This window comes from Maledivibacter sp. (genome assembly GCA_025210375.1).
In the GTDB taxonomy this organism is placed as follows: domain Bacteria; phylum Bacillota; class Clostridia; order Peptostreptococcales; family Caminicellaceae; genus JAOASB01.
The window spans coordinates 1-26758 of the sequence record JAOASB010000030.1 but is presented as its reverse complement, the minus strand read 5'-3'; the positions used below and the strand labels follow the sequence as shown (position 1 = coordinate 26758).

The 26758-nt window shown below is 33.6% G+C and carries 29 protein-coding genes; 11 read left to right on the top strand and 18 right to left on the bottom strand.

Annotation, left to right across the window (positions count from 1 at the left end; translation table 11 throughout):
* Nucleotide 1: 1 nt before the first annotated feature.
* Both atoD and N4A68_11310 read right to left on the bottom strand, forming a co-directional pair.
* A complete protein-coding gene (gene atoD / locus N4A68_11315; GenBank protein MCT4564885.1) occupies nt 2-655 on the bottom strand; it encodes an acetate CoA-transferase subunit alpha in 654 nt (217 codons plus the stop codon).
* Between the two features lie 190 nt (nt 656-845).
* Nucleotides 846-2120: an HD domain-containing protein gene (locus tag N4A68_11310; protein ID MCT4564884.1), complete on the bottom strand. Its 1275-nt coding sequence runs from the start codon at nt 2118-2120 to the stop codon at nt 846-848.
* A gap of 522 nt (nt 2121-2642) precedes the next feature.
* On the opposite strand from N4A68_11310, the gene N4A68_11305 reads away from it, so the two are divergent.
* Entirely contained in the window at nt 2643-3032 is a 390-nt protein-coding gene (locus N4A68_11305; GenBank protein ID MCT4564883.1) for a hypothetical protein, read from the top strand.
* A 134-nt stretch (nt 3033-3166) separates the two neighbouring features.
* Here N4A68_11305 and N4A68_11300 read toward each other — a convergent pair whose 3' ends face one another.
* On the bottom strand, nt 3167-3814 hold the full coding sequence (locus N4A68_11300) for a YhcN/YlaJ family sporulation lipoprotein (protein MCT4564882.1): 648 nt from the start codon (nt 3812-3814) through the stop codon (nt 3167-3169).
* A gap of 458 nt (nt 3815-4272) precedes the next feature.
* Here N4A68_11300 and N4A68_11295 point away from each other — a divergent pair, with 458 nt between their 5' ends.
* The 4 genes from N4A68_11295 to N4A68_11280 all read left to right on the top strand — a co-directional run bounded on the left by N4A68_11295 (nt 4273) and on the right by N4A68_11280 (nt 6091).
* Entirely contained in the window at nt 4273-4587 is a 315-nt protein-coding gene (locus tag N4A68_11295) for a metalloregulator ArsR/SmtB family transcription factor (GenBank protein MCT4564881.1), read from the top strand.
* A 15-nt stretch (nt 4588-4602) separates the two neighbouring features.
* Complete coding sequence (locus N4A68_11290) at nt 4603-5550, top strand: permease (protein MCT4564880.1); 948 nt, start codon at nt 4603-4605, stop codon at nt 5548-5550.
* Between the two features lie 27 nt (nt 5551-5577).
* Nucleotides 5578-5817: a thioredoxin family protein gene (locus N4A68_11285; GenBank protein ID MCT4564879.1), complete on the top strand. Its 240-nt coding sequence runs from the start codon at nt 5578-5580 to the stop codon at nt 5815-5817.
* An 88-nt stretch (nt 5818-5905) separates the two neighbouring features.
* Nucleotides 5906-6091 (top strand): thioredoxin family protein, encoded by a 186-nt coding sequence (locus tag N4A68_11280; protein MCT4564878.1) that lies wholly within the window; start codon nt 5906-5908, stop codon nt 6089-6091.
* Nucleotides 6092-6122: 31 nt separating this feature from the next.
* Here the strand turns inward: N4A68_11280 and mgsA are convergent, their stop codons facing one another.
* Together mgsA and N4A68_11270 are read right to left on the bottom strand one after the other, a co-directional pair.
* Entirely contained in the window at nt 6123-6527 is a 405-nt protein-coding gene (mgsA, locus tag N4A68_11275) for a methylglyoxal synthase (GenBank protein ID MCT4564877.1), read from the bottom strand.
* Nucleotides 6528-6611: 84 nt separating this feature from the next.
* A complete protein-coding gene (locus tag N4A68_11270) occupies nt 6612-7220 on the bottom strand; it encodes a DNA-3-methyladenine glycosylase (GenBank protein ID MCT4564876.1) in 609 nt (202 codons plus the stop codon).
* A gap of 411 nt (nt 7221-7631) precedes the next feature.
* Here N4A68_11270 and N4A68_11265 point away from each other — a divergent pair, with 411 nt between their 5' ends.
* Nucleotides 7632-8267: a 1-acyl-sn-glycerol-3-phosphate acyltransferase gene (locus N4A68_11265; GenBank protein MCT4564875.1), complete on the top strand. Its 636-nt coding sequence runs from the start codon at nt 7632-7634 to the stop codon at nt 8265-8267.
* A 212-nt stretch (nt 8268-8479) separates the two neighbouring features.
* On the opposite strand, the gene N4A68_11260 is transcribed toward N4A68_11265, so the two are convergent.
* Nucleotides 8480-8662 (bottom strand): asparagine synthase, encoded by a 183-nt coding sequence (locus tag N4A68_11260; protein ID MCT4564874.1) that lies wholly within the window; start codon nt 8660-8662, stop codon nt 8480-8482.
* 126 nt (nt 8663-8788) lie between these two features.
* Entirely contained in the window at nt 8789-9250 is a 462-nt protein-coding gene (locus tag N4A68_11255; GenBank protein ID MCT4564873.1) for a hypothetical protein, read from the bottom strand.
* 452 nt (nt 9251-9702) lie between these two features.
* Here N4A68_11255 and N4A68_11250 point away from each other — a divergent pair, with 452 nt between their 5' ends.
* The 3 genes from N4A68_11250 to N4A68_11240 all read left to right on the top strand — a co-directional run bounded on the left by N4A68_11250 (nt 9703) and on the right by N4A68_11240 (nt 13337).
* Complete coding sequence (locus N4A68_11250; GenBank protein ID MCT4564872.1) at nt 9703-10200, top strand: NAD(P)H-dependent oxidoreductase subunit E; 498 nt, start codon at nt 9703-9705, stop codon at nt 10198-10200.
* Nucleotides 10193-11458 carry an SLBB domain-containing protein gene (locus N4A68_11245; protein MCT4564871.1) on the top strand — a complete coding sequence of 422 codons (1266 nt, stop codon included), beginning with the start codon at nt 10193-10195 and terminating at the stop codon, nt 11456-11458. The genes N4A68_11250 and N4A68_11245 overlap by 8 nt, the downstream gene beginning before the upstream one ends.
* 103 nt (nt 11459-11561) lie before the next feature.
* A complete protein-coding gene (locus N4A68_11240; protein MCT4564870.1) occupies nt 11562-13337 on the top strand; it encodes an NADH-dependent [FeFe] hydrogenase, group A6 in 1776 nt (591 codons plus the stop codon).
* A gap of 173 nt (nt 13338-13510) precedes the next feature.
* Here N4A68_11240 and N4A68_11235 read toward each other — a convergent pair whose 3' ends face one another.
* The 4 genes from N4A68_11235 to N4A68_11220 form a co-directional block, all read right to left on the bottom strand.
* The gene (locus tag N4A68_11235) at nt 13511-14968 is read right to left on the bottom strand and encodes an aminotransferase class I/II-fold pyridoxal phosphate-dependent enzyme (GenBank protein ID MCT4564869.1); all 1458 of its coding nucleotides are present in this window, start codon (nt 14966-14968) and stop codon (nt 13511-13513) included.
* Between the two features lie 535 nt (nt 14969-15503).
* Complete coding sequence (locus tag N4A68_11230; GenBank protein ID MCT4564868.1) at nt 15504-16073, bottom strand: HDIG domain-containing protein; 570 nt, start codon at nt 16071-16073, stop codon at nt 15504-15506.
* 197 nt (nt 16074-16270) lie between these two features.
* Entirely contained in the window at nt 16271-17380 is a 1110-nt protein-coding gene (locus N4A68_11225) for a M20/M25/M40 family metallo-hydrolase (protein ID MCT4564867.1), read from the bottom strand.
* A gap of 145 nt (nt 17381-17525) precedes the next feature.
* A complete protein-coding gene (locus tag N4A68_11220; protein ID MCT4564866.1) occupies nt 17526-19010 on the bottom strand; it encodes a hypothetical protein in 1485 nt (494 codons plus the stop codon).
* A gap of 273 nt (nt 19011-19283) precedes the next feature.
* Between N4A68_11220 and N4A68_11215 the strand changes: the two genes are divergently transcribed.
* Entirely contained in the window at nt 19284-19745 is a 462-nt protein-coding gene (locus N4A68_11215) for a DUF3189 family protein (protein ID MCT4564865.1), read from the top strand.
* 187 nt (nt 19746-19932) lie between these two features.
* Here N4A68_11215 and N4A68_11210 read toward each other — a convergent pair whose 3' ends face one another.
* The 7 genes from N4A68_11210 to N4A68_11180 all read right to left on the bottom strand — a co-directional run bounded on the left by N4A68_11210 (nt 19933) and on the right by N4A68_11180 (nt 25502).
* Complete coding sequence (locus tag N4A68_11210; GenBank protein ID MCT4564864.1) at nt 19933-20208, bottom strand: metal-sensitive transcriptional regulator; 276 nt, start codon at nt 20206-20208, stop codon at nt 19933-19935.
* A gap of 185 nt (nt 20209-20393) precedes the next feature.
* The gene (locus N4A68_11205; GenBank protein MCT4564863.1) at nt 20394-20867 is read right to left on the bottom strand and encodes a DsrE/DsrF/DrsH-like family protein; all 474 of its coding nucleotides are present in this window, start codon (nt 20865-20867) and stop codon (nt 20394-20396) included.
* Nucleotides 20868-20877: 10 nt separating this feature from the next.
* Nucleotides 20878-21102 (bottom strand): sulfurtransferase TusA family protein, encoded by a 225-nt coding sequence (locus N4A68_11200; GenBank protein ID MCT4564862.1) that lies wholly within the window; start codon nt 21100-21102, stop codon nt 20878-20880.
* Nucleotides 21103-21443: 341 nt separating this feature from the next.
* The gene (locus tag N4A68_11195) at nt 21444-23099 is read right to left on the bottom strand and encodes an FAD-dependent oxidoreductase (protein MCT4564861.1); all 1656 of its coding nucleotides are present in this window, start codon (nt 23097-23099) and stop codon (nt 21444-21446) included.
* A gap of 326 nt (nt 23100-23425) precedes the next feature.
* A complete protein-coding gene (locus N4A68_11190) occupies nt 23426-23671 on the bottom strand; it encodes a hypothetical protein (protein MCT4564860.1) in 246 nt (81 codons plus the stop codon).
* Nucleotides 23672-23701: 30 nt separating this feature from the next.
* The gene (locus tag N4A68_11185; GenBank protein MCT4564859.1) at nt 23702-24187 is read right to left on the bottom strand and encodes a hypothetical protein; all 486 of its coding nucleotides are present in this window, start codon (nt 24185-24187) and stop codon (nt 23702-23704) included.
* A gap of 40 nt (nt 24188-24227) precedes the next feature.
* Entirely contained in the window at nt 24228-25502 is a 1275-nt protein-coding gene (locus N4A68_11180) for an ArsB/NhaD family transporter (GenBank protein MCT4564858.1), read from the bottom strand.
* Nucleotides 25503-25781: 279 nt separating this feature from the next.
* On the opposite strand from N4A68_11180, the gene N4A68_11175 reads away from it, so the two are divergent.
* Nucleotides 25782-26225 carry a rhodanese-like domain-containing protein gene (locus N4A68_11175; GenBank protein ID MCT4564857.1) on the top strand — a complete coding sequence of 148 codons (444 nt, stop codon included), beginning with the start codon at nt 25782-25784 and terminating at the stop codon, nt 26223-26225.
* Nucleotides 26226-26758 lie beyond the last annotated feature (533 nt).

Sequence of the window (26758 nt, the reverse complement as noted above, 5' to 3'; positions counted from 1 at the left end):
TTTACTTACCCCCCTTTACGATAACATCAACAAATATTCCCGGTGTCATAACATTGTTAGGGTCTATTTCACCTATCTCAACGATCTCTTCAGCTTCCACGATTACTATATCCCCAGCTGTCGCCATTAATGGGTTGAAATTTTTAGCTGATTTATCATAATAAATATTTCCCTTTTTATCTACCTTTGCACCCATTATAAGGGCAATATCCGCCTTTAAGGGCAATTCTAAAATATACTCTTTCCCATCAATTTCAAATTTTTCCTTACCTTCCTCTACCATGGTTCCAATTCCTGTAGGAGTTAAAAAGCCCCCAAGTCCAGCACCAGCACTTCTTATTCTTTCTGCTAAAGTTCCTTGAGGTACTAAATCGACTTCAATTTCTCCTGCATTCATCTGTTTTCCTGTCTCAGGGTTTGTCCCGATATGGGAAGTTATTACCTTACTTGCCATCTTGTTAACTATTAGTCTCCCTGCTCCACAATCAGTATAAGACGTATCATTAGCAATGAGTGTTAAATCCTTAATCCCATTTTCAATCATCTTATCAATTATTCCATGGGGACTTCCAACCCCCAAAAAACCACCTATCATTACAGTCATCCCATCCTTAATAAGCGATACAGCTTCTTCAATAGTTTTTAACTTATTCATACCCCAATCACCTCAACTTTAATTTTTTCATTAAACCTACTATAATTATATCAAATTTGACATCACTTTGTATGTCATTGATGAGCATATAAGTAAGCCTAATTTTTTATTATAGGGATTTTAGTATAGACTTTAATTTATATAAATTAAAGTTTTGACTAGAATCTTTATAACTCTTAATTATCACAATCTATATTTGCCCATAGTCCTTGTTTATCTCCCTCCAAAAACCTTTAAATTCATTTACTGCTTTATGTTGAACATCCCTACGCCCTTCATTTACCTCATCATAATTTGTCTTCAGTAGGCTCCAAATATCCCCATCCAATTCATTTCTTTTGGCCATATCGTCTAATATATATAGTACCTTTTCCTTTTTCATGCCTTTACGGTAGGGTCTATCCTCTGAAATGGCAGTAAAAACATCGGATACTGCCATGATTCTTGACCCCAATGATAATTCCTCAGCTGTTTTATTAAAGGGATAACCCCTTCCATTTAACCTTTCGTGATGGAGTCCAGCCCACTCATATATATCTCCGATGCCTCTTATTTTTTTGAGTATAGAATATGTATAATAAACGTGCTGCTTGACTATTTCAAATTCATTTTTAGTAAGACTAGAAGGCTTTTCTAAAAGCTCCTGGGGAACCGCCAGCTTTCCTAAATCATGGAGATTACCAGCAATTCTCATCATCTTTACTTCCCTTTCAGACATTTTGGAAAGTTCGGCTAGCTTAGAAGCAACATAGGCAACTCCACTGGAATGGGTTGCTGTAAATCTACTCCTAAAGTCAATTACCCTTTCCAATATCTTAGAAATCTTACCAAGTTCATCTATATCTAAAAACGTACCTCCCAAAAGATTGTAAAATATAGAAATAATACTTTTTGAATCAAAGTCCTGCCAAATGCTTTTTGATCCAGAGGCTTCTATAAAAGCATCTACAACCTCAGGGTTGAACTTTTTTCCACTCTCAGCTTGAATTTGTTTAACTATGTAATCAGTCTGATCATATGTATTCCTAGTCCAATCCATTAAAACATCCACTCTATCGACTAAATATATGATTTGACTGCTTAAAGGCACATCTATATCATTATCCCTAAATTTGGGAATCTCATTCCATTTAGTATGATGACACCTAATTATGTTTGCAATTCCTTCAAAGGGCTCATACACCTTAATTAAATTATATCCCACAATGGAATGAAAGTGTGGATCCCTTAGATCAAATTCCAGTCCGTCCAATCTATCCTTTAATGATAATGCCCCTACATCATGAAGAAGAGCTGCATGGGTCAAGTCCTTTATGTCCTTCTTCTCCATATCAAGCTTCAATCCCATATTTAATGCTAAAAGAGCGACCCTCACATGGTGCCCGACAATAGCAGAGCTAATCAAGTCCAAACTTTCAGATAACGCTAAAATCAGGTCAATCTGAGGAACTATCTTTTCCTCCATAAAAAAACCCCCACAAAGTTAATAAAGCTAATCATTGAGGAAATTGCATATGCCAATACTATTCTTTATTTAATTGCTTAAGATATGAGCCTATTTGATGATATGTTTTTAAGATTTTAAGTTCATATGTAATAGCAATTTTTTGTATACAGCAATCATGCAATTTGCTTTATTGATTATTTATATATTAACACAAATATTAGCACTATTCTTTGAAAAATTACATATTTTTATCTTTTTTATGGACATTTTTACAAATGGATATTTGGACTTATTTAAGCTTTTAATATTGATTCTTTACCCAATATCTGACCCAATCATCTGCCCTGTTGAGAAATCCATATTCTATAGGATATCTTCTTAAATTTACATAATATTCATCTACCTTTCTTAGTATCTCCTTTACTTACCTTTCCTTCATCCTACAAAATATTTAATTTTTAGTATGGAACAAGCCTATTTAATCATATGTTATTAATACAAGGATTATATTTTTTTTTGATTTTAGGAGGTGTTTATGCTATGAATAAAAAAGATAAGTACTACGGTATGGAAAATGCTACGGAAATGAATCAAAGCATGGGAGGCAATCCATATATGGGAATGTCAATGAACCCTATGATGTCTATGATGCCCATGTTTCCAAGGATGATGCCTATGAATTATCCTATGATGCAAGAGGACATGATGCCAAATATGGCTATGCAACCTATGAATCCTATGCAAACCATGATGTGTATGATGCCTATGAACCCTATGATGATGTGCATGAATCCCATGATGATGGACGAAAACATGCAGGATGAAGACTACATAAATTATATGATTAATATGAATAAGTACCTGTCTCACATGTATAAAGCCGAAGCATACAAACTACAAGCTATGCAATATACAAAGGATATGGAATAGGGCACACTCAAAAAATAATTAAGCCCACATTATTCATAGGAAGTTTGAAAATATTTAGGGCAATTTTGAATTTCCTATGGATAATCTGGGTTAAGAGAAGCTTCCCGTGATATATTAGGGAAGCTTTTTCTATATTATCTAAATAAATTTTCTAAATCGTTTATGAAACTTCTTGTTGGTCTACCCATGTTTGTATCTCTAACCATATTTCTGAGTTTTGTTATTTTATTTGGGTCTACTGTCACAACTACCTTTTTAACCGATGGATCTACTTGTCTGATTTTATTTGCACATTGTGTGCGTAGTGCTGCTGTATTTTCATTTGTTCCCTGGGCAGTATTACATCCTACATAGCATGTATCTCCATCTCTTACAACAGTACAGTCTGTTACACCATTAATCTTATTACATGAACTTTGCATTCTATTGACCTGATCAGAATTGTTTGCAGTTCTTGTTGGTGACATCATCCCTTGTCGTGGTATATTATCATATCCAGATCCCATTCCTCTGTCTCCATTACCAAAGAATCCATACAATCTACCGTCTCCCGTATTACCTTGTCCATAGTCATAGGGACTCCTTGAATTATATCCTGTATCAAATCTTGTATTATATCCTGTATTGTATCTTGTATCGGCCCTGTCATCATTCATGTAATATCTAGTACCATACCTATCTGGTACAGGTCTTTGCTGTGGCGCACATCCTACAACAAACGCTGATACAATCAGTACTAATGATAAACTAAGGGTGAGTATTCTTAACTTTTTATTTCCCACTGAAATTCTCCTTTCAAAATTGAAGTTAAAAATCTTTTTGTTTTACATACAATGCATTAAGTTTGCCTACAATACCTAGAGAACTACATATCCCTTCTGGATTAAAAAGGCTTCTGCTTTTTCTATGGAATTGAAGTCAAAAATAAATATTTACTGCATCATATATAATTGATACATCTATATTTTTTGTTCTTTTATATACAATTATCTGTTGTACTTTTTTCAAACCTTTCTATTATTTACAAAATAAATTCAGGTAAATTTTACATAGGATAAATTTACATGATTGAGGATTTCTAATATCTATATAGGATTTTCATAGTGTAGCTTAATTCATAATTGCTTTTTCACTTCGGATTTTTTCAATTTTTTTATATTTTGCTATTGCATTTTTTTAAAAAAATAATATAATTACATTAGAATATTCTAATATAGTTATTTCGGAAAAGGAGGCTTCTATGTCAAACATATATTTTAATTTAACTTCATCATTTTTAAAGGCTCTAGCACATCCTACTCGAATCAAGATCATAGATCGTTTGAGAAACGAAGACGAGCTATGTGTATGTCATATTTATGAAGACCTTGAGCTAGAGCAGTCTAATGTATCTCAACATTTGAAGATTTTAAGGGATCAAGGAATATTAACCAGCAGAAAAGATGGTCTTAAGGTTATGTATAAAGTAAGACACAAAGAGGTTTTCGAGATAATCAATCTAGTAAAGAAAGCATTATACAATCAGTTGAATGAAGAACAAAAACATTTCAAATGATGAGGAGGTGATTAGATGCTTCAATCAATAGCAGATTTTATAGTGGGAAAGCTTTTTGGATTAGACCTTCATTCTAGATTAGGAGAAAGTGTTAATTTTTTTATCTATGATACATTAAAGATTATCATACTTCTTAGCTTTATGATTTTTACTATTTCCTATATTAGAAGTTATTTCCCACCGGAGAAGGTTAAAAAAATTCTTGGCAAGTTTGGCGGATTCGGAGCCCATTTTATGGCATCTGTTTTAGGAGTATTGTCTCCTTTCTGATCATGCTCAACAGTGCCTATATTTATAGGCTTCGTGGAATCGGGTATTCCACTGGGTGTTACATTTACTTTTTTAGTTACCTCTCCCATTGTTAATGAAATTGCATTGGGCTGGCTGCTGACTTATTTTGATATAAAAATTGCCATTCTTTATACTGGAGCTGGAATGATAATTGGTATTATTTCGGGAATGCTAATTGAAAAGCTTAATTTAACACATTTAGTTGAGGAGTATGTCTATCAAATCCATATGAATGAAGCAGAAACACCGGATATGAACGTAAGGCAAAGAGCCCGTTTCGCCCTAGATGCTGTTAAAGACATCGTAAAAAGGGTCTGGGCATACATTGTAGTTGGTATTATAATAGGTGCCGCAATACATGGCTATGCTCCCCAGGAGCTTCTGGTAAAATATGCGGGTCCAAATAACCCCTTTGCAGTATTTGTCGGTGTTTTATTAGGAATCCCACTTTACTCCAATGCAGTTGGTACTATCCCAATAATAGAAGCTTTGATTGGTAAAGGCGTTGGAGTTGGTACTGCTTTATCCTTTATGATGTCGGTAGTAGCATTGTCCTTACCGGAAATGATTCTATTAAAGCAGGTCATTAAGCCAAAGCTAATTGCAATATTTGTTTCAATAACAGGAGTATCTATTATATTAGTTGGGTATTTATTTAATATGATTTTATAAACTTATTTTATTTTAGGAGGTATTCAAATGGATATTAAGGTTTTAGGTTCTGGATGCAAGAAATGTACTACGCTTTATGATCTTGTTCAGGAAGCCGTGGAAGAAATGGGGCTATCCGCTAACACTGAAAAGGTAACTGATTTTAAAGATATCGTTTCCTATGGAGTAATGAAAACTCCTGGTTTAGTTATTGATGGAACCGTGAAGGTTTCTGGAAGGGTTCCTTCAAAGGATGAAATAAAGAAGCTTTTAGAGACGAATAAATAACACTATTATTTAAAATCTGAGGAGGCCGCATTTAATGGAAATCAAGATTTTTGAAAGAATTTGTTGAGGTGGTAGTAAAATTGCGCCCATCGTCGATGAGGCATTAACTAAACTCGATAAAGATGATGATTTTGAAATTATTGGAGATATTCCCTCAATAGTAAAGGCAGGTATAATGGAGCCCCCTGCTCTTATGATTAACGGAAAGATCAAGTTGTTTGGTAAAATACCTACTTTTGATGAAGTCAAGAAGGCAATAGAAGAAGAAATATAATCTTAAAAGCTTAGGGGCTCACCGCCCCTAACTAATATCTATCCTTTATTTCACGCCAATTTGTAACTTCTTCCCTATGAAGGGCATTTAATAGAATTTCTGCTGTACTTATATTTGTAGCTATAGGTACTGAGTGTACATCACATAGCCTTATTAATGCAAGTATATCCGGCTCGTGGGGCTGAGCTGTTAGGGGATCTCTTAGGAATATAACTAGGTCTATCTTATCACATGCGATTTTTGATCCTATTTGCTGGTCTCCACCCAATGGGCCAGAAAGAAATTTTTCTATATCTAGACCCGTTTCTTCGTTAATAAGTCTTCCAGTTGTTCCAGTTGCACAAAGGTAATGATCTTTTAGTATGTCCTTATATTTTTTTGTAAAATTGATCATCTGACTTTTCTTTTTATCGTGGGCTATAAGTGCTATATTCAAAATTATCTCCCTTTCATAATTAGGTTAGTGTTTATCTTTACTAAATATTGTATCAAATTAAAAAGATTTGTGGAAGTTAATTTCTTACTTTGAAACATTTGGATTATCCTTTATAAAGAATCTCCACTGGAATTCCTTGGCTTCCTCAGCATAATCTATATTTATCCTTTCGGATACTCCAATTTCAAATGAATCATATCCATCATCTACTATAAATAGCCTATCACCGGTCAAATCAGCACCATAATTAGCCTTTGTGATATTTAAGGCTTTACATACTTTCCCTGGTCCATTTGTTAGATTTTTTAGCTGTCTTTTGTTTAATTCATCTAAGCCTTTACCATATCTATTTATCGCCATCTGCTTTAAACCATCTGTTGGTTCCAATGCCCTTATAAGTACTGCGGCACCTTCTCCTGACTTCTCCGTTACTACATTCATACAATTATACATTCCATATATAAGATATACATAGGCATATCCTGGTGGTCCAAACATTACCTGGGTTCTATCGGTACGCCTATTATCATAACAATGGCAAGCTTTGTCAACGGCTCCCACATAGGCCTCTACTTCTACTATCCTACCCATGAGTTCTACTCCATCAACCCTATGAAACAATATTTTACCTAAAAGATTTTTTGCTACTTCCACTGTGTCCCCTTGATAAAAGCGTCTACTTAACTTTCTCATATTTAATACATCCCTTCAATTTCAAAATACAATATGTAGATAAGAATCTTCTCCATTTTCCATAAAATCATAGGATCTTATGGAAGTATTTCTACTTGAGGAAATTGCATAACTCTTACTTGGCAGAATTGCATAATATATATGGTATAGTTCTTAAGGTTTTTTAACTATATATAGTAGATAGTTTTTGCAGAAGGTAATTATGCAATTTGCTCACTTACATTCATTATACTCGTTTGTTCAACACACATAAATATTATAGAAAAATCTTAATTTTCTTTTATATAGATTTCCTAAAGTTAACTGTTTAACTGGAAATACAAATCGACCATAATAATGATATAATAATTAATGATACATATAATATCTTTTAATCAGAGAGGAGGGGCTGGTTTTTTACCAGCTTAAATAATGAGTTTAATTCTTAATGTTTTTGCTAAAGCCACTGGAATACTACCTAAGAATACTAGGATTTTATTAACTAAAAAATTAATAGATAAATTTTTGAAAAAATATGCTGAAATCGAGATAGTAAATAGGGATATTCTTAACGAAAGAAAGGGAGTACCAACAATCTATATAGGAAACCATCTTAGTAATATTGACGGTGTTATTTTAAATAAGCTATTAAAGGATACTGATGTGGCATTCATGGCGGGTATAAAGCTGAGTAAAAATATTGTAACCAATTTGGTTCTTGAAACTGTGAATACAATACAAATAACTCCTAATTCAGCGGATAAGCAAGCCATAAAGAAGGCCATAAAACATCTGAAAAACAATGGTTCCATATTCATTTTCCCTGAGGGTACTAGGAGCAGATCGAGTTCAATGATTAAGGCTAAAAAAGGCTTTGTTCTATTGGCAAAAATGTCTAAGGCCCAGTTAGTTCCTATAGCACTTGAAGGTACTGAAAAATTGTTACCTATCAATGGTGCCGACATGGGAAAGGAAAAATTTAACCACTCAAAGGTAAAGGTAACATTGGGTGAAGCCTTTGATCTTCCAGAAAAAACTGAAGATAATAAAGGTATTTGGACAGAATAATCAACTGAATATTCCATGAAAAAAATAGCTAAGCTATTGGATTCTAAATATAGGGGAGTTTATAAGTAATAACAAAGATGCCTGCGGCACTTTGTTAGTTCTAAGTTCAAAGTTCAAAGTTCCAAGTTCTAAATTTTAGAGCGTTACTAATCAGTCCTTAAAATATTAAACAATTTCTAGGTTATTATAAATAAAGTAAGGGAGAATATCCCTTACTCATTTCTATGCTGTACTATATCTATTGTCCCTAATACTATATGGGCTAAACCTAATCCCATTATCCCCCATGCAACCCTATCTCCTTTACCACGAGAATTTCTTGTCATAAGGGCTCCTGTTGTGGCTACAGCCGTTCCAAGAACTGTGGGAATTATCCCTTCACGGATTTTATTCATATAATATTAACCTCCCTAAATCTGGGCTAAGATATATAATCTGTGAAGCAGTAAATTATATATCTATTTATTATGATTAGCAATTGATTAATTAATATGCCTGTAAAAATAATCAACTTTATTATTCTATCTTAATTCTGGACTGTTATCATTAATACTACTTGCTATTTTATAAAGTCTTCCGTGCTGAACTCCACCAAAGGATAAGGTTAAGGTTAGTCCTATACCTTCTTCTAGACTTGTTTTATATACATCATAGGCTCCATGAAAATCATCAATATTATACCTTGCCTCTATAAATTCTCTAATATTATCTATCAAAGCATCGCTTATGTACTCAGCTTGCTCAAATAAAATGGCCTCTCCTTCATCGTCTAAGGTATAATCCATATCCTCCATTTGATTTCTAAGCAATTCTTCAACATAATTATTACTTAGGGTTATATCGAAGCCCATTACATCTTCACCGGTGGAGTTACTTATATTATTAACTTGTCCTACTCCTTCAAAACTTTCAATTATATTCTTGATATCCTGGCTATCAATTTCAATATAATTGTTTTGTGAATATATTGTCATTTTTTCCATAGAAACTCCTCCACATTAAAAATTTTTATATAATATCACTATTTTACATACTATTTTCATGGGAAATATTTATTTAATAGAATCTGACATCTTTACATTTTTTGGAATTTATCATGGGTGTTTCTTGCATTTTTCTTAATATTTGGAATTTTAATTATTCTTCCTAAGCCCTTTAAACCCATCTTATTCATTAACTTTTATATATAAAATTCTACTTGCATATAAATAACAATTTAATATTATGATTGTCAGTATGATTCATAATTATTCTTTAATGAAAATGAAATTATTAGTATATAAATTTTATATTGGTGATTTTTCATTTTTTTGGAATGGCATTTGCCATGTTATTTTTTTGACTTTTCTTTATATTTTGTATCTTTTTTATTATTATATAATTATAAACATTTTTTTAATTATGACTATAATTCTGAAAGGGGCGCTATCAATCTATGGAAAAAACTATAGTTGACAGAAGCTTACTAAAAAGTATTGATGACATACTTGAAAAGAATGATTTTGACAAGCATAATTTACTGACTATCCTCCAAGAAACCCAATCATTAATACCAAATCATTATATACCAGAAGAAGTTGCCAAACATGTAGGTTTAAGGCTCAATATTCCAACTAGTAAGGTATATGACGTAATCACCTTTTTTTCAGCTCTTTCCGATAAACCCAAGGGTACACATGTTATACAGCTTTGTAAAAGTGCGGTATGTAGGTTAAACAAATATCAAACTGTTAGGAGTATTCTGGAAAGAGAGCTTGATATAAAGATGGGTGAAACAACTGCCGATGGAGCTTTTAGTCTAGAATATACAGCTTGCTTTGGCGCCTGCGATGTATCACCAGCCTTTAGGATTGATGAAAGAGTTTATGGCAATTTAACTGAATCTAAGATAATTGAAATAATTAGTAATTACAGGGGGTCTAACCATGGATAGGACTGTTAATGTTATTTCAAAAAATTTTAAAAAATACAATATCGAGTCAATCGATGAATATATTAATTTAGGCGGATTCAATGGACTAAAAAGGGCCTTTGATTTAGGCCCACAGGGTATAATTAAAGAATTGAAAATCAGCGACCTTAGGGGTAGAGGTGGGGCGGCATATCCTACGGGTAAAAAATGGGATCAAGCTTCTAAGGTTCCAGGGAATAGAAAGATTATAATCTGTAATGCCGACGAAGGAGAACCCGCAACCTTTAAGGATAGATACCTACTTGAATACGATCCCTTCAAGGTTATTGAAGGAATGATAATAGCAGCTATTACATTTAATTCAAGTGAAGGTTATATCTATATTAGAGAAGAATATAAGTATCTTCATGATAGGTTTAGAAAAGCAATTCAGCTTGCAAAGAAAAATGGATTTCTTGGTGAAAACATTCTAAATAGCAGCTTCAACTTTGATATAGTGGTTTTCTCAGGTGCAGGTGCATATGTTTGTGGTGAAAGTACTGCTTTAATCGAATCCATGGAGGGTAAAAGCGGAAGACCTCGACTCAAGCTCAACCGGACTAGCGAAAAAGGACTTTATCAGCTACCGACCCTTGCAAATAATATTGAAACCCTTGCGACGGTGGCCACAATTTTGGACATTGGTGGAGAAGAATACTCTAAGTATGGAACAAAGGATAGTAAGGGAACTAAGTTAATAAGTCTTTGTGGAAATATCAACAAACCAGGTGCCTACGAAATACCATTTGGAGTTACTTTAAAGGAAATCATCTACGACATTGGTGGGGGAATAAAGGATGGAAATACCCTTAAATTCCTTCAACTGGGAGGAGCTTCTGGTCCCCTTGTTCCCGCTAACATGATTGATTTGAAATACTGTTATAAGGATTTAAAGGATAACGGAATAGACATAGGCTCAGGAGCCATATTAGTGGCTGATGATACAAATAAAGTGGTGGATTTCCTTAAATCAGTCCAAGACTTCTTCTTACATGAAAGCTGTGGTAAATGTACCCCTTGTAGAGAAGGTAATAGACAAATAACTAAAATTATCAATAGATTTGTAAATGATACGGCGAGCATAGCAGATCTAAAAACCATTGAAAAATTTGCCAATGTAATGAAATATGCTTCCTTCTGCGGATTAGGTAAAACTGCTCCAACAGCCTTACTTTCAGCAATAAAACACTTCCCAATAGAATTTTATCAACATATCAATACCGTAAGAAAAACAAGTTAAATATACATTAAATCCCCTAGGTTCTATAATGACTAGTCTTAGATTTTAGGAAGACATTTTTTGGTGCATGACAAATTATGTTCATTATTTAAGGAGGATAAGTATGAAAAATTGTACTTTGATTATAGACAATAAGGAAATTACCGTACCAGAGGGTACTACTATATTGGAAGCCGCAAAAAAGGTTAGTATAAATATCCCTACACTTTGTAATCATCCCGATCAAAATGTTAAGGCTAATTGTAGAATATGTTTAGTTCAGGTTGGCCCTGATAAATTGGTAACTGCATGTTCTACTCCTGTTCGTGATGGCATGAATGTAATAACTCATTCAAAACTAGTTAGGGATACTCAAAGAGGTGTATTAGAGTTGATCCTAGCTAATCATCCACAGGATTGCTTAAAGTGTATTAGAAACGGTAAATGTGAGCTGCAAACCCTTTGTGAAATGTTCCATATATCAAAGAGTAATCTTGAGGATGAAATAGACGCTTTGGAGGCCGATGAATCCAGTCCAGCTATTATCAGAGATCATAGAAAATGTATCAAATGCAATAGATGTATTGAAGTCTGTCAAGAGGTTCAAGGCGTGGGGGTATTGAGCCATGCCCATAGGTCAATAGACTACTGCATAACTCCTGCCTTTGAGAAAAAACTTATGAATACATTATGTGTTTTTTGTGGCCAATGTACTTCTGTCTGTCCAGTTGGTGCAATATACGAAAAGGATGATACTGAAAAGGTTTGGAATGCCCTTTATGATAAAAACCTTCATGTTATCGTTCAAATAGCTCCAGCGGTTAGAGTAAGTATTGGTGAAGAGTTTGGATTCAAACCCGGTACAAAGGTGACTGGAAAGGTTGTTGCTGCTTTAAGAAGATTAGGTTTTGACAAGGTGTTCGATACTAACTTTACCGCAGACCTTACTATTATGGAGGAGGGGCATGAGCTGATCGACAGAATAAAAAATGGTGGCACTCTCCCAATGATTACATCCTGCAGCCCCGGTTGGATAAATTATATAGAAGGCTTTTATCCCAACCTGCTAGACCATATCTCCACTTGTAAATCTCCTCAACAAATGTTCGGTGCCCTTTCAAAAACATATTATTCAGAAAAAATAGATATTGATCCAGCTCAGATTTTTACAGTATCTATCATGCCATGTACTGCTAAGAAGTATGAAGCGGAAAGAAAAGAAATGTCATCCTATGGATATAAGGATGTAGATGCGGTTCTTACAACAAGGGAGCTTGCACGTATGATAAAATCTGCCAGCATAGACTTTCCCAATATTGATGAAGAAGATTTCGATGAACCATTCGGTATAACTACTGGTGCTGGAGCTATTTTTGGTGCTACGGGTGGAGTTATGGAAGCAGCCCTTAGAACAGTTTATGAAGTAGTCACTGGCGACGAACTACAAAGTCTTGATTTTGTAGATGTCAGGGGAATAGAAGGAATTAAAGAATCGGAAGTAGACCTAAATGGAACAAGGGTTAAAGTTGCCGTGGCCCATGGACTTAGCAATGCTAAGAAGGTATTGGAGCTGGTAAAGCAAGGTAAATGTGATTATACCTTTGTGGAAGTAATGTGTTGCCCAGGGGGGTGTATAGGCGGTGGTGGTCAACCGATAGGCTCAAGTATGGAAGTAAAGAAAGAGAGAATAGAAGGTATATACGATATAGATAGGAATATGACGCTTAGAAAATCCCATGAAAATCCTGCTATTATTAAGATATACGAAGAATTTTTAGATAAGCCTTTAGGAAAAATATCCCACAATATTCTTCATACCCACTATAGCCCACGTAATGAAAAACTGGATTTGGATTATGTGGAGCCATCTGAAATAGCAGCAACGGGACAAAGCAGCTGAAGCTGCTTTGATAGTTATAAGTTATAAGTTTAAAGTTCTAAGTTTTGGGTCATTCTATAAAGTCTTAAAAAGCAGCTCGAATATTTTGAGCTGCTTTAAATCTCTAAAGAATGAACTCAATCCTTAGAACTTACCACTTAGAACTTAGAACTAAAAAGCATCCCCAATACTTTTTAGCCCCTCAGCACCTTTATATATTCCACATATGGGTCCTCTGTTCCCTGAAGCAAGCTATGTTCTTCCTTTAATCTCATGATATATCCTATCATTTCATCTGTTATCCGTTCACCGGGGGTGACAACTGGAATTCCTGGGGGATATGCCATAATAGATTCTCCACTGACTTCTCCCTCAGCCTCTTCAAATCTTACCAATTTCTTTCTGCTATAATAAGCGGCTCTGGGTGATACAATCAACTCTGGATTTTTTAAAATCCCTTTTTTGCCTTTAATTTGTTTACTACTTTTATATTTTTTCCCTATATCTTTTAAAGCATTAACCAAGACTTCTACGGATTCTTGTGTATCTCCTAGGCTCATAATAGCAAGTACATTGTACATATCCCCTAGTTCAGTCTGAATATTATATTTATCTCTTAAAATATCATATACTTCGAATCCAGTCAGCCCTAACTTTCTTACATTTATTCCGAGTTTTGTTTCATCAAAATTAAATACCCCTGGAGTTCCTATAAGCTCCTTTCCAAATGCATATAATCCTGGTATATCATTTATTGAATCCCTTGCCCACCTGGATAAAGCCAATACTTCCTTAAGCATTTCTTCTCCCTTAGTAGCAAGTTGTTTTCTTGCAATATCTATACTTACCATAAGTAAGTAGGATGCACTTGTTGTCTGAGTAAGATTTAGGGTGGTTTTCACAGTTTTTGCATCTATAAGTCCTTTATTTAATAACAATATTGAACTTTGAGTCAAAGATCCCCCTGTCTTATGGGTACTCACCGCACACATATCCGTTCCCATATCCATTGCCTCAAGGGGAAGCTCTTCATGGAACTTCATATGGGCTCCGTGGGCTTCATCGATAAGTACAGCTATACCTCTTTGGTGGGCAATGTCAACAATTGATTTTAAATCCGATGTTGCCCCATAGTAGGTTGGATTTATTAGGAATATTGCCTTAGCATCGGGATGCTCTATTACGGCCCTTTGAATTACATCAATTGTTACCCCCATGGCAATCCCTAGTTCTTCATTTATCTCTGGCTGAATATACACTGGAACAGCACCACTCAATATCAAAGCCGTTGTAGCTGATTTATGTGCATTACGGGGAAGTATTATCTTATCCCCTGGGCTGCAAGCACTCATGATCATGGTTTGAACCCCAGAAGTAGTTCCATTGACAAGAAAAAATGCATTTTCAGCTCCATAGGCCCTAGCGGCAAGTTCCTCTGCTTCCCTTATTACGCCTATGGGATTACATATATTATCAAGACACTTCATAGCATTTACATCTAGCTCAAACATCGTACTACCAAAATAATCTACCATTTCTTTTATCCCTTTACCGTGCTTATGTCCTGGTACATCAAAGGGTATAACATCTCTGTTATGGTATGCATCCATAGCTTCAAATAAAGGTGCCCTACTCTGATCTAATGATTTCAATACACTCACAACCTCCCAAAATCAAACAGCTTTTATGGAAAATAATTGTACAAATTTCTTAAATTGATTTTTGATCAATAGAGGAAATTGCATAACTCTTACTTGGCTAGGTTGCATATGCAAATATCATCCTTAATTTAGTTGCTTAAGATATAAGCATATTTAGTGGTATAGCTTTGAAGATTTTTAAACTACATGTAGTAGATGGTTTTTATAGAAAGTAATTATGCAATTTGCTCAATAAATACAGCTACATATATTTTTCTCTAAATTACAATAATTAATTGAGAAATTTTCATAATTAGCATTATTAATTTTGAGATGCAATTTGATAAATTAAAGTTATACTATGAAATCCCTATATTAAAAAATCACAAAATAAAACGTGATAAGTCTTCATTACTTATCACGTATCACTGGTATCTATAGGAGTCCCAATAAATCTTTTTTATTTCAATTTCTCAAATACCCTAGCAGTATGGGTTATTGGAAAAATCAAAATGTAATCTATAAATAGGTTCTTTATAATATACTTTTATTGTATTAGGCTTAATCCTTGTTCCTTTAATTCCTCTTCCCTTTGCACCAAAGCATCTATTAATGTCTGAATATGTTCGGTCATATCTACTCCAAGGGCTTCGGCACTTGTCTTAATCTGTTCTCTATTTACCGCCTTTGCAAATCCTTTGTCCTTAAGCTTTTTCTTGACGGATTTTACCTTTAAGCCTTCAAACTTATTAGGCCTCACAAGGACACAAGCAATTATAAAGCTTGAAAGCTCATCAACAGCATATAATGTCTTTGCCAGCAATGTTTCTCTTGGAGTACCAGTACGATCGGCATGTCCCTTTATAGCTATGACAAAATCCTCTGGATAACCCTTATCCCTTAATATATCTACTCCTATTAGGGGATGCTCTTCAGGATATTTTTCAAAATCAATATCATGCAAAAGACCACAAGAAGCCCATAACTCCACATCTTCTCCAAATTTTTTAGCATATCCTATCATTGATGCCTCAACGGCCAAACAATGCTTTAGCAAACTGCTTGACTCTACATATTCCTTGAGTAGTTCAAATGACTTATCTCTCTTTATCTCCATTCTAATCCTCCCCATAAATTTATACCTAAATTATTGACATATTCTTTTATTTTTCTACTTTGTGCTGAAAAATCCTTTGTTTCCTATAAACTTTTTTTTGTTAATAATCTAATTAACATTATACTTAAGATTGAAATAGTAAAACCCCTATAGGCTATTATAGATTCCCATAGGAGTCATATTTCCAATTTAAGTGTTTAAGCTATCTTTATTATCTCTAATACTAATTTAGAAGTATTTACAAGATCCTTGATGGCTAAATGTTCTTCTAGGGTATGGGCCTTCCTTTCACCTATACCAAGGTTTATAGCTTTTATGCCATTTACATTTAATATATTTGTATCACTACCTCCACCGGTTGAAGCTGTGAATGCTTTTAGGTCTATATTACCACAAGCTGTTTTTGCCATTTTGACGATTTCATCGTTTTCATCTATCGAAAAGGCTCCATAGGCTCTAGATGTTTCTATCTCAGCATCTGCTCCGAACTCCTTTGCGGCCTCTTTAAAGCATTGTACCATATGGGTCATTTGCTTATCTAGCTTTTCATTACTTAGGCTTCTGGCCTCTGCATTTATTTCTACCTCTGGGCAAACTATATTAGTTGCCTTGCCCCCATTTATTATACCAATATTTGCCGTAGTATCTTCATCAATCCTTAGAAGGTTCATCCTATTTATTGCTGATGATGCGACTTGAATAGCACTTACACCCTCTTCTGGGCAAACCCCTGCATGGGCAGGCTTTCCTTTTATCTTAACATTTATTTTATCCTGGGCAGGCCCTTGTATCACTATTTGCCCAGGATCTCCACCACTATCTAAAACGAAGGCGAGTTTTGATTTTATTTTTGAGTAATCAAGGTTCTTTGAACCATTAAGACCGCCCTCTTCAGCAATGGTAAATACTACTTCTACATCTACATGGGAAAGGTTTTCTTCCTTTATAACCTTCAAAGCCTCTATTATCGCAGCGATACCCGCTTTGTCATCTCCACCTAAAATAGTAGTTCCATCACTATAGATTACTTCATCCCTTATAATTGGTTTTATTCCTTCTCCTGGGGTCACAGTATCCATATGACAGCATAACATAATAGGCTGTCCAGCTTTGTCTCCCTTAAGGGTAGCGATTATGTTATTGGCATCGGAGCCTACTTTTTCACCTGCATTGTCTTCTATAATGTCTAGTCCAAGCTTTTGAAGCTCTTCCCTTATAAACTTTGCAAAATTTCCTTCCCTTCTTGTTTGGCTGTCAATTTGCACATATTGCATAAATTCTTTTACCACTCTATCACCATTTACCATCATAAAACCTCCAAAACTATTTTTTCTTAATGTTTCCATTTATTTTATTATACTATTCTTATTATGAAAAATCATAAATTTTTATTAAATAGAAAGGACGGCATTTTAAGCCGTCCTTAGGGTTTGATTTTCATATAATGATGTTCTAGTTTTGTGGTAATGCAGCATCCTCCATATTGAATATATCATCCTTTGTGATTTCAGGAAATACAACTTCTTTTCCAAAGTCAGAATATTTAAATTGACCTTTCATATTTGTTACCATTTCCATCTTAATATTTGAAATATCCGTATCCTCTTCACTCATTTGAGCCATCATCTGAACAATTCTATCCATGTTCATATACATACTCACATTCATATCCATGCTTTCATAACACTTTGTTTTTTTATCAATATAGAAACTATAGCTAATTTCCATATCCATATCATTAATCATTTGTGATACAAACTGCTTTGCCATTTCTATCTCAGCTTGTTCTTCTAGTTGTAGATCTTTTCCATCACTTTTCTGTTCTAAAGACGCATTTATAGATGCATCAATTATTTCCTTAGTATAATCCTCATAGAACTTTTTATATGCTTCTTTATCTAAATCAAGAGTAATTACATAGTATTCTTTTCCATCTTTCTTTACATCTTCTCCAAAACCTGCATAATCCTTAAAGAATTTAAGCTGTTGATCCGTTAATTGTGTCATGTTCTGGATATTATTCCCCTGTAATGACTGTATTTTACTGAATACTGAACTCATATCATTTTTAATCCATTTATCTCCGCTAAGACTATTTTTTTGATACATCATAGCCCCATCCATATATACTTCCCCATTCTCCTCTGATTCAAGTTCATTCATATCGGATTTGGATACGGTTACTTGCTTCATATATACTTTATCTGGATTTTGAGCCTGTATATCAAAATCTATTAGCATATTCATATTCATTCCTTGCTCCATTAGGGTTTTAGCAGACTCATCCTCAGCAGGTAGACCTTCTACATTCACCCTCATATCCATGTTCATATTTCCCTTTGCTTTGTAGGTCTTTTCTTCTTCAAGCTTTTTATTAGCCAAAACCAATATTTCTTCCGCTTCTAAACCGTCCCTCACAAAATGCTCGTCATGGGCTTTCTTTGCATGAGCAATCATTTTTTTAGACATGTCTTTAGTTAAAGGCATTACAGCATAAAAACATTTGCTGTTTTCTTTGATTAAGTCATTCTTTAATGCATATGTAATATACTGCTTTGATTTTATATGTGCGTTATCGGAAAATTGAAGTTCTTTGTTTATGGTATCTTCAGTTATACTTTTTACTTTTACTCTTTCTCCAAAAACATTTACAAGAATTATAACAGCTTCTTCCTTAGTTATTGCATCCTTTGCATTAAATTCTATATCCTTTGAGATAATGTTTCTATCATATGCCGCTTTTAAGTAAGGTGCATATTCCTTATCGATAACATCTAAAGACTCACTGTCAGCTAACTCTTCTATTTGTATTTCAGCTGTCTCAAGTACCCCTTTAAGGAATTCTGCTTTGGTAAACTGTGCTTCGTCTGCAAAAGACAACATTGGCATAGCCGCTATTATAAGCATTGCCATTAATAAAATACTTACTTTTTTCATTTTTATTTCCCCCTATTATTTTAGTTGTTCTAAGGATATTCAATGATACTCAAAAAAATGCATTCGCCAAAATTATATCATTATATATCAAAAAAATAAATAATAACATCAAGAAATTTCTCTATAACACTTTAAACCCCTACCATTAGTTATAATTTTTCTTATTTTAGGAAAAATATAAGTAAAAATTTAAACAAGAAGTGGGTTTTTGTTTTTGGTTATACCATCTATCAAAAACCCTACAATAATCATATTGAATATGGAGGATGGATCATGCATGTTATATATCACGATATCGGAGGTAGTCATTCTTCCGTTGTTGCTACATATATTCACTTAAATAGACTTCCCGTTGATAGAATACCTTCTACAAAGGAAATATTAGAAGTACCTATGTTTGATAAGCTACAAAAAAATCAGCGAGGAAGATTGATTTTTCATGGAATAGATGAATATGAAAATAGAATCTATACATTAAGCAGACTATATTATAAGCAGCCCATTACAAACGCAATAACATCCATTCCAAATATGATAGGCTTAAAGGAAAATGAATTAGCCCTAGTGGACACTTCCCCTTCGGTAAATTTTATGATGCAGTTAGGAGGAGGTAGTTCTAGAAAATTAAAAATGGTTAGATTTGGAAGACCTATAGTAGCCTATGGAGTAACAAAGGCCTATGGAGATATAGTAGACCTAGTAAATAAAACCAAATTGAAGATTACACCAAGTTAAAAGTTATAATTATTCGAGTAAATCTATTGGGTCTTCATATGCCTTAGCTTATCTTTTTTTGCTTTTTATTTGAGGAAATTGCATAATTGTAACTTGGCCGGGTTGCATAATACATGTGGCATGGCTTCAGATATTTTAAAACTATATATAGTAGATGATTCCCACAGAAGGTAATTATGCAATTTGCTCATTTAGTATAATTTATCAATGTTTTTATAACTTTTTTGGCTTTTTCTTTATCAAATTCACCATCATCTTCTTTGCTTAACAGACAATCTATGGCATGCTCCTCTACAATAATTGTTCCTATTTTATGGATTGATGATTTTATAGCTGATATTTGAATTAAAATATCTTCACAATTCTTTCCATCTTCCACCATCTTTTCTATACCCGCAATATGTCCCTTGAGGGTTCTCAATCTACTTATAATTTTCTTCTTAGAATCTTCATTCCCAGCCATATATCTCAGCTCCTTTTCATCGGTTTCTTTAAAAATTATATCATAAAAATAAAGAGCAGAAAATATTCCACTCTTAACCCTATCCTACATTTTTTATATGAGAAAATTACATACCTCTTACTTGACAAAATTGTATACGGGAATATCATCCTTGATGTAATTACTTAAGATACAAGCATATTTGATTATATAAATAAATTTACATTTGCATCATCGGCTTCACCTAGATAAGATGCCACACCTGCAAACTCTATTCCCTCAATTAGTTCTTCTTCCTTAAGTCCCATGACATCCATGGACATGGTACATGCAACCATCTTGACACCCATCATTTGAGCCATTTCTATAAGCTCCGGAAGGCTATTTACATTTTTCTTTTTCATTATATCCTTCATCATTTTAGCACCCATGCCACCAAAGTTCATTTTTGAAAGTCCTAATTTTTCAGCTCCTCTGGGCATCATCCAACCAAACATCTTTTCCATAAAATCCTTTTTGGTCTTGATCTTCTTTGCTTTTCTCAAAGCATTTAATCCCCAAAATGTGAAGAACATAGTTACTTCATTACCCATGGCAGCTGCACCATTTGCTATAATGAAACTTGCCATGACCTTATCCAAATCTCCACTAAAGACTATCATAGTCTTTTTGTCTGTCATCATGTCACCCCTACTTTATTTTAATTTTTGCACTTATTTCCCTTTCACCTTCATTAAGCTCCAAAAGCTCATTTTTTGTCTTCTTACACCATGCTGCTATATCCTTTGTGAAACCTCTATCCGTAACCTTAACATTTAAAATATCCCCTGAATTTGCTTCTTTAAAGGCTTTAAAGACCTGCATGATTGGCCCTGGACACTGCATCCCTTTACAATTCAAATTTATCTCTGCCATTATTTTTCCTCCTTAAAATTTATTTTTATCATTCGAGCAAATTGCATAATTACTTTCTATAAAAATCATCTACTATATATAGTTTTAAAATTTCCGAAGCTATACCATCAAATATGCTTATATCTTAAGCAATTAAATCAAGGATGATATTCGCATATTAGGTTTAGCCAAGTCAGAGTTATGCAATTTCCTCATTCTAAAATTTTGATGAAATATCATACTTAGCAAAGGCATGGTTTGCTTGAGAAGACACATGTGTTTTATTGGGGGAACTGGAAGAAAACATATGTGGCTTCTCCACCACTAAATTTTGCCTTAACTCAATGCCTATACTGTCATAACTAAACTGTCTCATAGGGATATGCTATCATTCCACCTTCAAGAACTTTAAGATTCGTGAAGCCCATTTCCTTAAGCTTTATATATGAAAGATAAGCATTTTTACCTACCTTACAAACTAAAACCGTCTCTTTGTTTTTATCCAATTCATCTGTTCTCATATATAATTCTTCGGAATAGATGTTTATAGCATCTGGAATTGAACATATCATATTGGAGGCTTCATCCCTAACATCCAATATAACTACTTCATCTATCCTATCCCTTAACTCCACCGGTGAAATACTGTCTATTTTATTCTTTAATTTATTAAGGAGAACATTAGCCGCTAATATGGTAGTTGACATGGCCATTGAAAATGGTGGTGCATAAGCTAAGTCAAGCTTCTCTAAATCCTCTACCTTAGCCCCTAGGGTTATTGCAGTGGCAATAATATCTATAGGCTTATCAACCACACCTTCACCTATGACCTGGGCACCTAAAATCCTATGACTATCTTTATCAGCTATCAGCTTGGTTATTATCATTCTGTATCCAGGATAATAATGGGCCTTATCATTACCGGGAACTAAAACACTAATGGTGTTGTAGCCTTCCTTTTTAGCAGCCACCTCAGAAAGACCTGTTTTTGCAGCATTTAATCCAAATAATTTAACTACAGTAGTTCCTAATACACCCTTTAGTGAGTCTTTTTCCCCATCTTTATTTATATTTATTCCTGCTACTCTCCCCATTTTATTGGCTGTTGAACCCATGGGGTACCATGCTGGCTTACCTGTAATAAGATTCATACTTTCTGCACAATCACCTACGGCATAAACATCGGAGATATTAGTTTCCATATTGGCATTTACCTTAATGGCCCCCGTTTCACCTATTTCTATTCCCATATTTTTAGCCAATTCTACATTTGCTCTAACTCCTACGGACATAACTACTATATCGGCATCCAATTCTCTTTTATCGGTAACAACCCTTTGCACCTTGTTTTTACCCTTTATAGCTACTGCTTTTTCTTTAGTCAATATATTGATGCCCTTATCACTCATATGATTTTGAGCATATAAAGCGATCTCTTCATCAAACCCAGGTAATATATGGGGAGCCAATTCAATAAGTGTCACATCTATGTTTTTTTCAAAAAGGTTTTCCGCAGTCTCTAGTCCTATAAATCCACCACCAACAACTACTGCCCTTGTAATTTTACCACTATCTATAAGTTCTCTTATGGCAATGGCATCTTCCACCTTTCTCAATGAAAAAACGCCTTTAAGATCCTTTCCTTCAATTGGAGGAATAAATGGAGATGCCCCCGTTGCAAATACCAACTTATCATACTCAAATTCTTTTGTTTCTCCAGTGGTTAAAACCCTTACATGGGCTATTTTATTATGTTTATCTATGTCTATGGCTTCATGCTTAATAAAGACATCTACTCCTGTTATTAGTTTAAAATCCTCGGGAGTCTTAACAACCAATTCCTTCTTTTCTTCAATTATCCCACCAACATAGTAGGGTAATCCACATCCAGCATATGAGATGTATTCATCCCTTGTAATAACCGTTACATTTAGATTGGGATTTTCTCTTTTAAGCTTTGCAGCGGTTTTCGTTCCCGCAGCAACACCGCCAATTATTAAAATCTTTTGATCCTTCATTTCTTTCACCCTTTCCTATTGAGCTTATTTAATAATTTAAAACTGTCTACATTATATATTTCACAAGCATTACCAATGCTTTTAAATAGCGCTCCACCTCATCCAAGACACCTAATCCCAAAGCTTTTAAATATATCTTCCAAGGTTTTGTCCCTTAGCAATACATCATATATGATATCATCCTTCGAGAACATTTCTATCTCTCCTTTTACCCACCCCCTATAGGTGGGGGTCTTAATATTATATTACTCTATTTGTTAATAAGTTGTCAACAGAAAAATGAATTTTTCCAAAAAAAGTATAAAAAAAAGGGCACTACTTGTGCCCTAGAAAGCTTGCTGAACTCCCCAAAATCTAGCTTCTTCAACGTACATATCTTTTTTTAAATCTATTTCATTATTACTTAATTCAAATTGGTCAATATTTACTCCATAGAATTTGGCTTCTTCATAAAGTAATGCATTATCCTGGATCTTTTCTTTTTCCATATTGTATTCATTATTTATATATATGGCACCAATAGCCAATACGAGAAAAACTACTATGACTATGTCTTTGTTCACTTTCTTCAAGGGATCATCCTTCTTTCCTTCCGATTTGATCTATATATTATCTGGTTCTTTTGTAAAATAAATTCTTTCACTATTTTCTTTAGTGTGCCTGATTTCTTTCTGTATTTCACTTATCTTACCCATAATAATCTGTGTTTCTATCTTTGGTACATTATAATACAAAAATAAATCTTCAAATTGCTTAATAGTTCTATTGAGTTCTGAACTAATACTAACAAAGGCCTCTATATTCTTACTATTTATAGCCCCTTTAAACTGCTCTAAATCTATTTTAATTATATCTATCACATCGGATTCACTTGTAAATTCCTTCATGGGTAACGGATATGGTTTAATACGTTCTAAAAAGTATTTCCCCTTCTTGTTAATATTGTATACATATGCCAGTTCATAGCCTTGCATATCAAACTTAACATAACACATTGTTCCATTTATTTGCTCTACCTTGGCCCCTAACTGAATAAGCTTCATATCGTGCTGCCTTGCCTCTGACTTTATATATTTATACTTTCTCATAACAACACCTCCACTTTCTTTAGTTTTCAAAATCCTATACTTACACAAAAAATACTAGTAAGTATACTGTAGAAATAATAATTGAAACTAGCATTATAGGAAACCCTATCTTCATATAATCCACAAAGCTTAACTTAAATCCTTGTTTTTCAAGCATACCGCCTACTATTACATTAGCTGAAGCTCCAACTAAAGTTCCATTGCCTCCTAAACATGCTCCCAAGGCTAATGCCCACCATAGGGGGGTTATGTTTATTGATGAAATAGCAGCAAGGCTTTTTATAAGTGGTATCATAGTGGCCACAAAGGGAATATTATCCAGGAAAGATGATGCTATTGCCGATAGCCATAATATAAGCATGGTGGTCATAACTAAATTTCCCTTTGTGAATTCCATCATTTTTTCAGCTAAAAAGTTTATTACTCCAACTTCTTCTAATGCTCCTACTAAGACGAATAACCCCATAAAGAAAAATATGGTTGGCCACTCTACCTCAATCAAAATTTCTTCAGGATCTATGCCGCTGAGCAACAGCAAGAATGTTGCTCCAAATAATGCAACCGTTGCCGACTCCAGTCCAATAAACTGATGAACTGAAAATCCAACTATAGTTAAACCCAAAACCGATAAACTTTTAATTAATAATACCTTATCTTTAATTGTTTTTGTTTCATCGAAGGCAAAAATCTTCTTTTTATTTTTCTCATCAACCTGTAATGAGTTTTTATAAATAAACTTGAGTAATAGTATAGTTATAATAAATATTACTATGACTACTGGTGCCAGGTTCATAATAAAATCCATGAAACCCAATCCTGTTGCTCCTCCAATCATAATATTGGGGGGATCACCGATTAAGGTTGCTGTTCCTCCAACATTTGCAGATAATATTTCTGGAACAAGAAATGGTATGGGATTCATTTCTAAAGTATCTGTAATAACAAATGTAACTGGAGCAATAAGTAAAATAGTCGTAACATTGTCAAGCAATGCCGAGGAAATCGCCGTTATGATTGTGAAGGACACTATTATCCTCCAAGGTTCTCCCTTTGCTAATTTTGCGGTCTTGATAGCAACATATTGAAATATTCCTGTTCTCTTTAATATATTTACCATTACCATCATCCCAATAAGTAAACCAATTGTATTAAAATCAATTATCCCAAAGGCATGCTCCTGAGATATCACTTGAAAAACAATCATAAGAACTGCCCCAAATATTGCGATCGCGGTTCTATTAATTTTTTCAGATATTATTGCTGAGTAAGTTAATGTAAAAATTATAATAGCTACAAGTACATGATTGTGAAACACTTTTTCTTCATCTCCTTACAATATATTTTTAACATAAATACTATACTCTTCTAAGATATAATTTCAAGCATTATTTTTTTACTTCAAATAAATTTTTAATAGACATTTCTTTCTTAAAATTATACTAATAATCTGAATGTTGTATATTTGAACCTAATTATTTGCAGAAAATTAAAAGTAATAAAATAGCCTAGCTTTAAATATATATTAATAGTACGATACAAAGCTATAAAATCACATAATTGCATATTGTTTAATCTATTATTGAGAGGTGATCGGATGTTAAGAGTTCTTATAATCAAGAGAAAGCATTTATACATAGCCCTTGCAGTTTTAATAATTCTGATGATTGGTATTATGTTACTTGCATTTATGTCTAAGTCCAATGAAACTTTTTCAGAAACCCTAAAGTACGCATATAAAAAAATTTCACCAGACCAAGCTAAAATACTCATAAATAATAATACAGATTTAACATTACTAGATGTAAGAAACGAAAGAGAATTTTTAAATGGGCATATACCTAATGCCGTTTTAGTACCCTATAAATTAGTAAGAAAAAACTATTCTTCTTTACTTGAAAAAGAAAAAAAGTACTTGATTTACTGTGATAATGGGAAAAAAAGCGAGAAAGTCGCCAAGGTTCTATCCAATAATGGTTTTTCTAGAGTTTATGTAATCGCTGGAGGAATAGAAAACTGGAGTGATGATTTAGTGAGATGAGAAAGTATTTCTAAGTTTTGTGTCATTCTCTTCGGTATATACATATTAAGATTATAGAAATTAAAGATTATTGTATATAATACAGGCATACTAGTGGTTAAAAACATATAATGTGATTTTTATCCTATAAAACAAAGCCTATATCTTATTCTATAGAGATTCCAGTCAAAACTTTAATTTTGGGGAATCTATACATGGTGATTTAAGATATAGGTTAATTTTTTTCTTTATATAGGTGAGGAAATTGTTTATAATTTCCTATAGGGATTTAAGTAAAAAAAGGCCTATAGATATTCCAGTTAAATAGTTAATTTATACACATCAAAAATCCCTAGAATCATCGGATATTTTGAGATGTATAAATTAAGTTTAACTTTGGGAAATCTATATATTGAGCAAATTGCATAATTACCTTCTGCAAAAACTATCTACTATATATAGTTAAAAAACCTTAAGAACTATACCATCAAATATGCTTATATCTTAAGCAATTAAATATAGGATGATATTCGCATATCAGGCTTAGCCAAGTA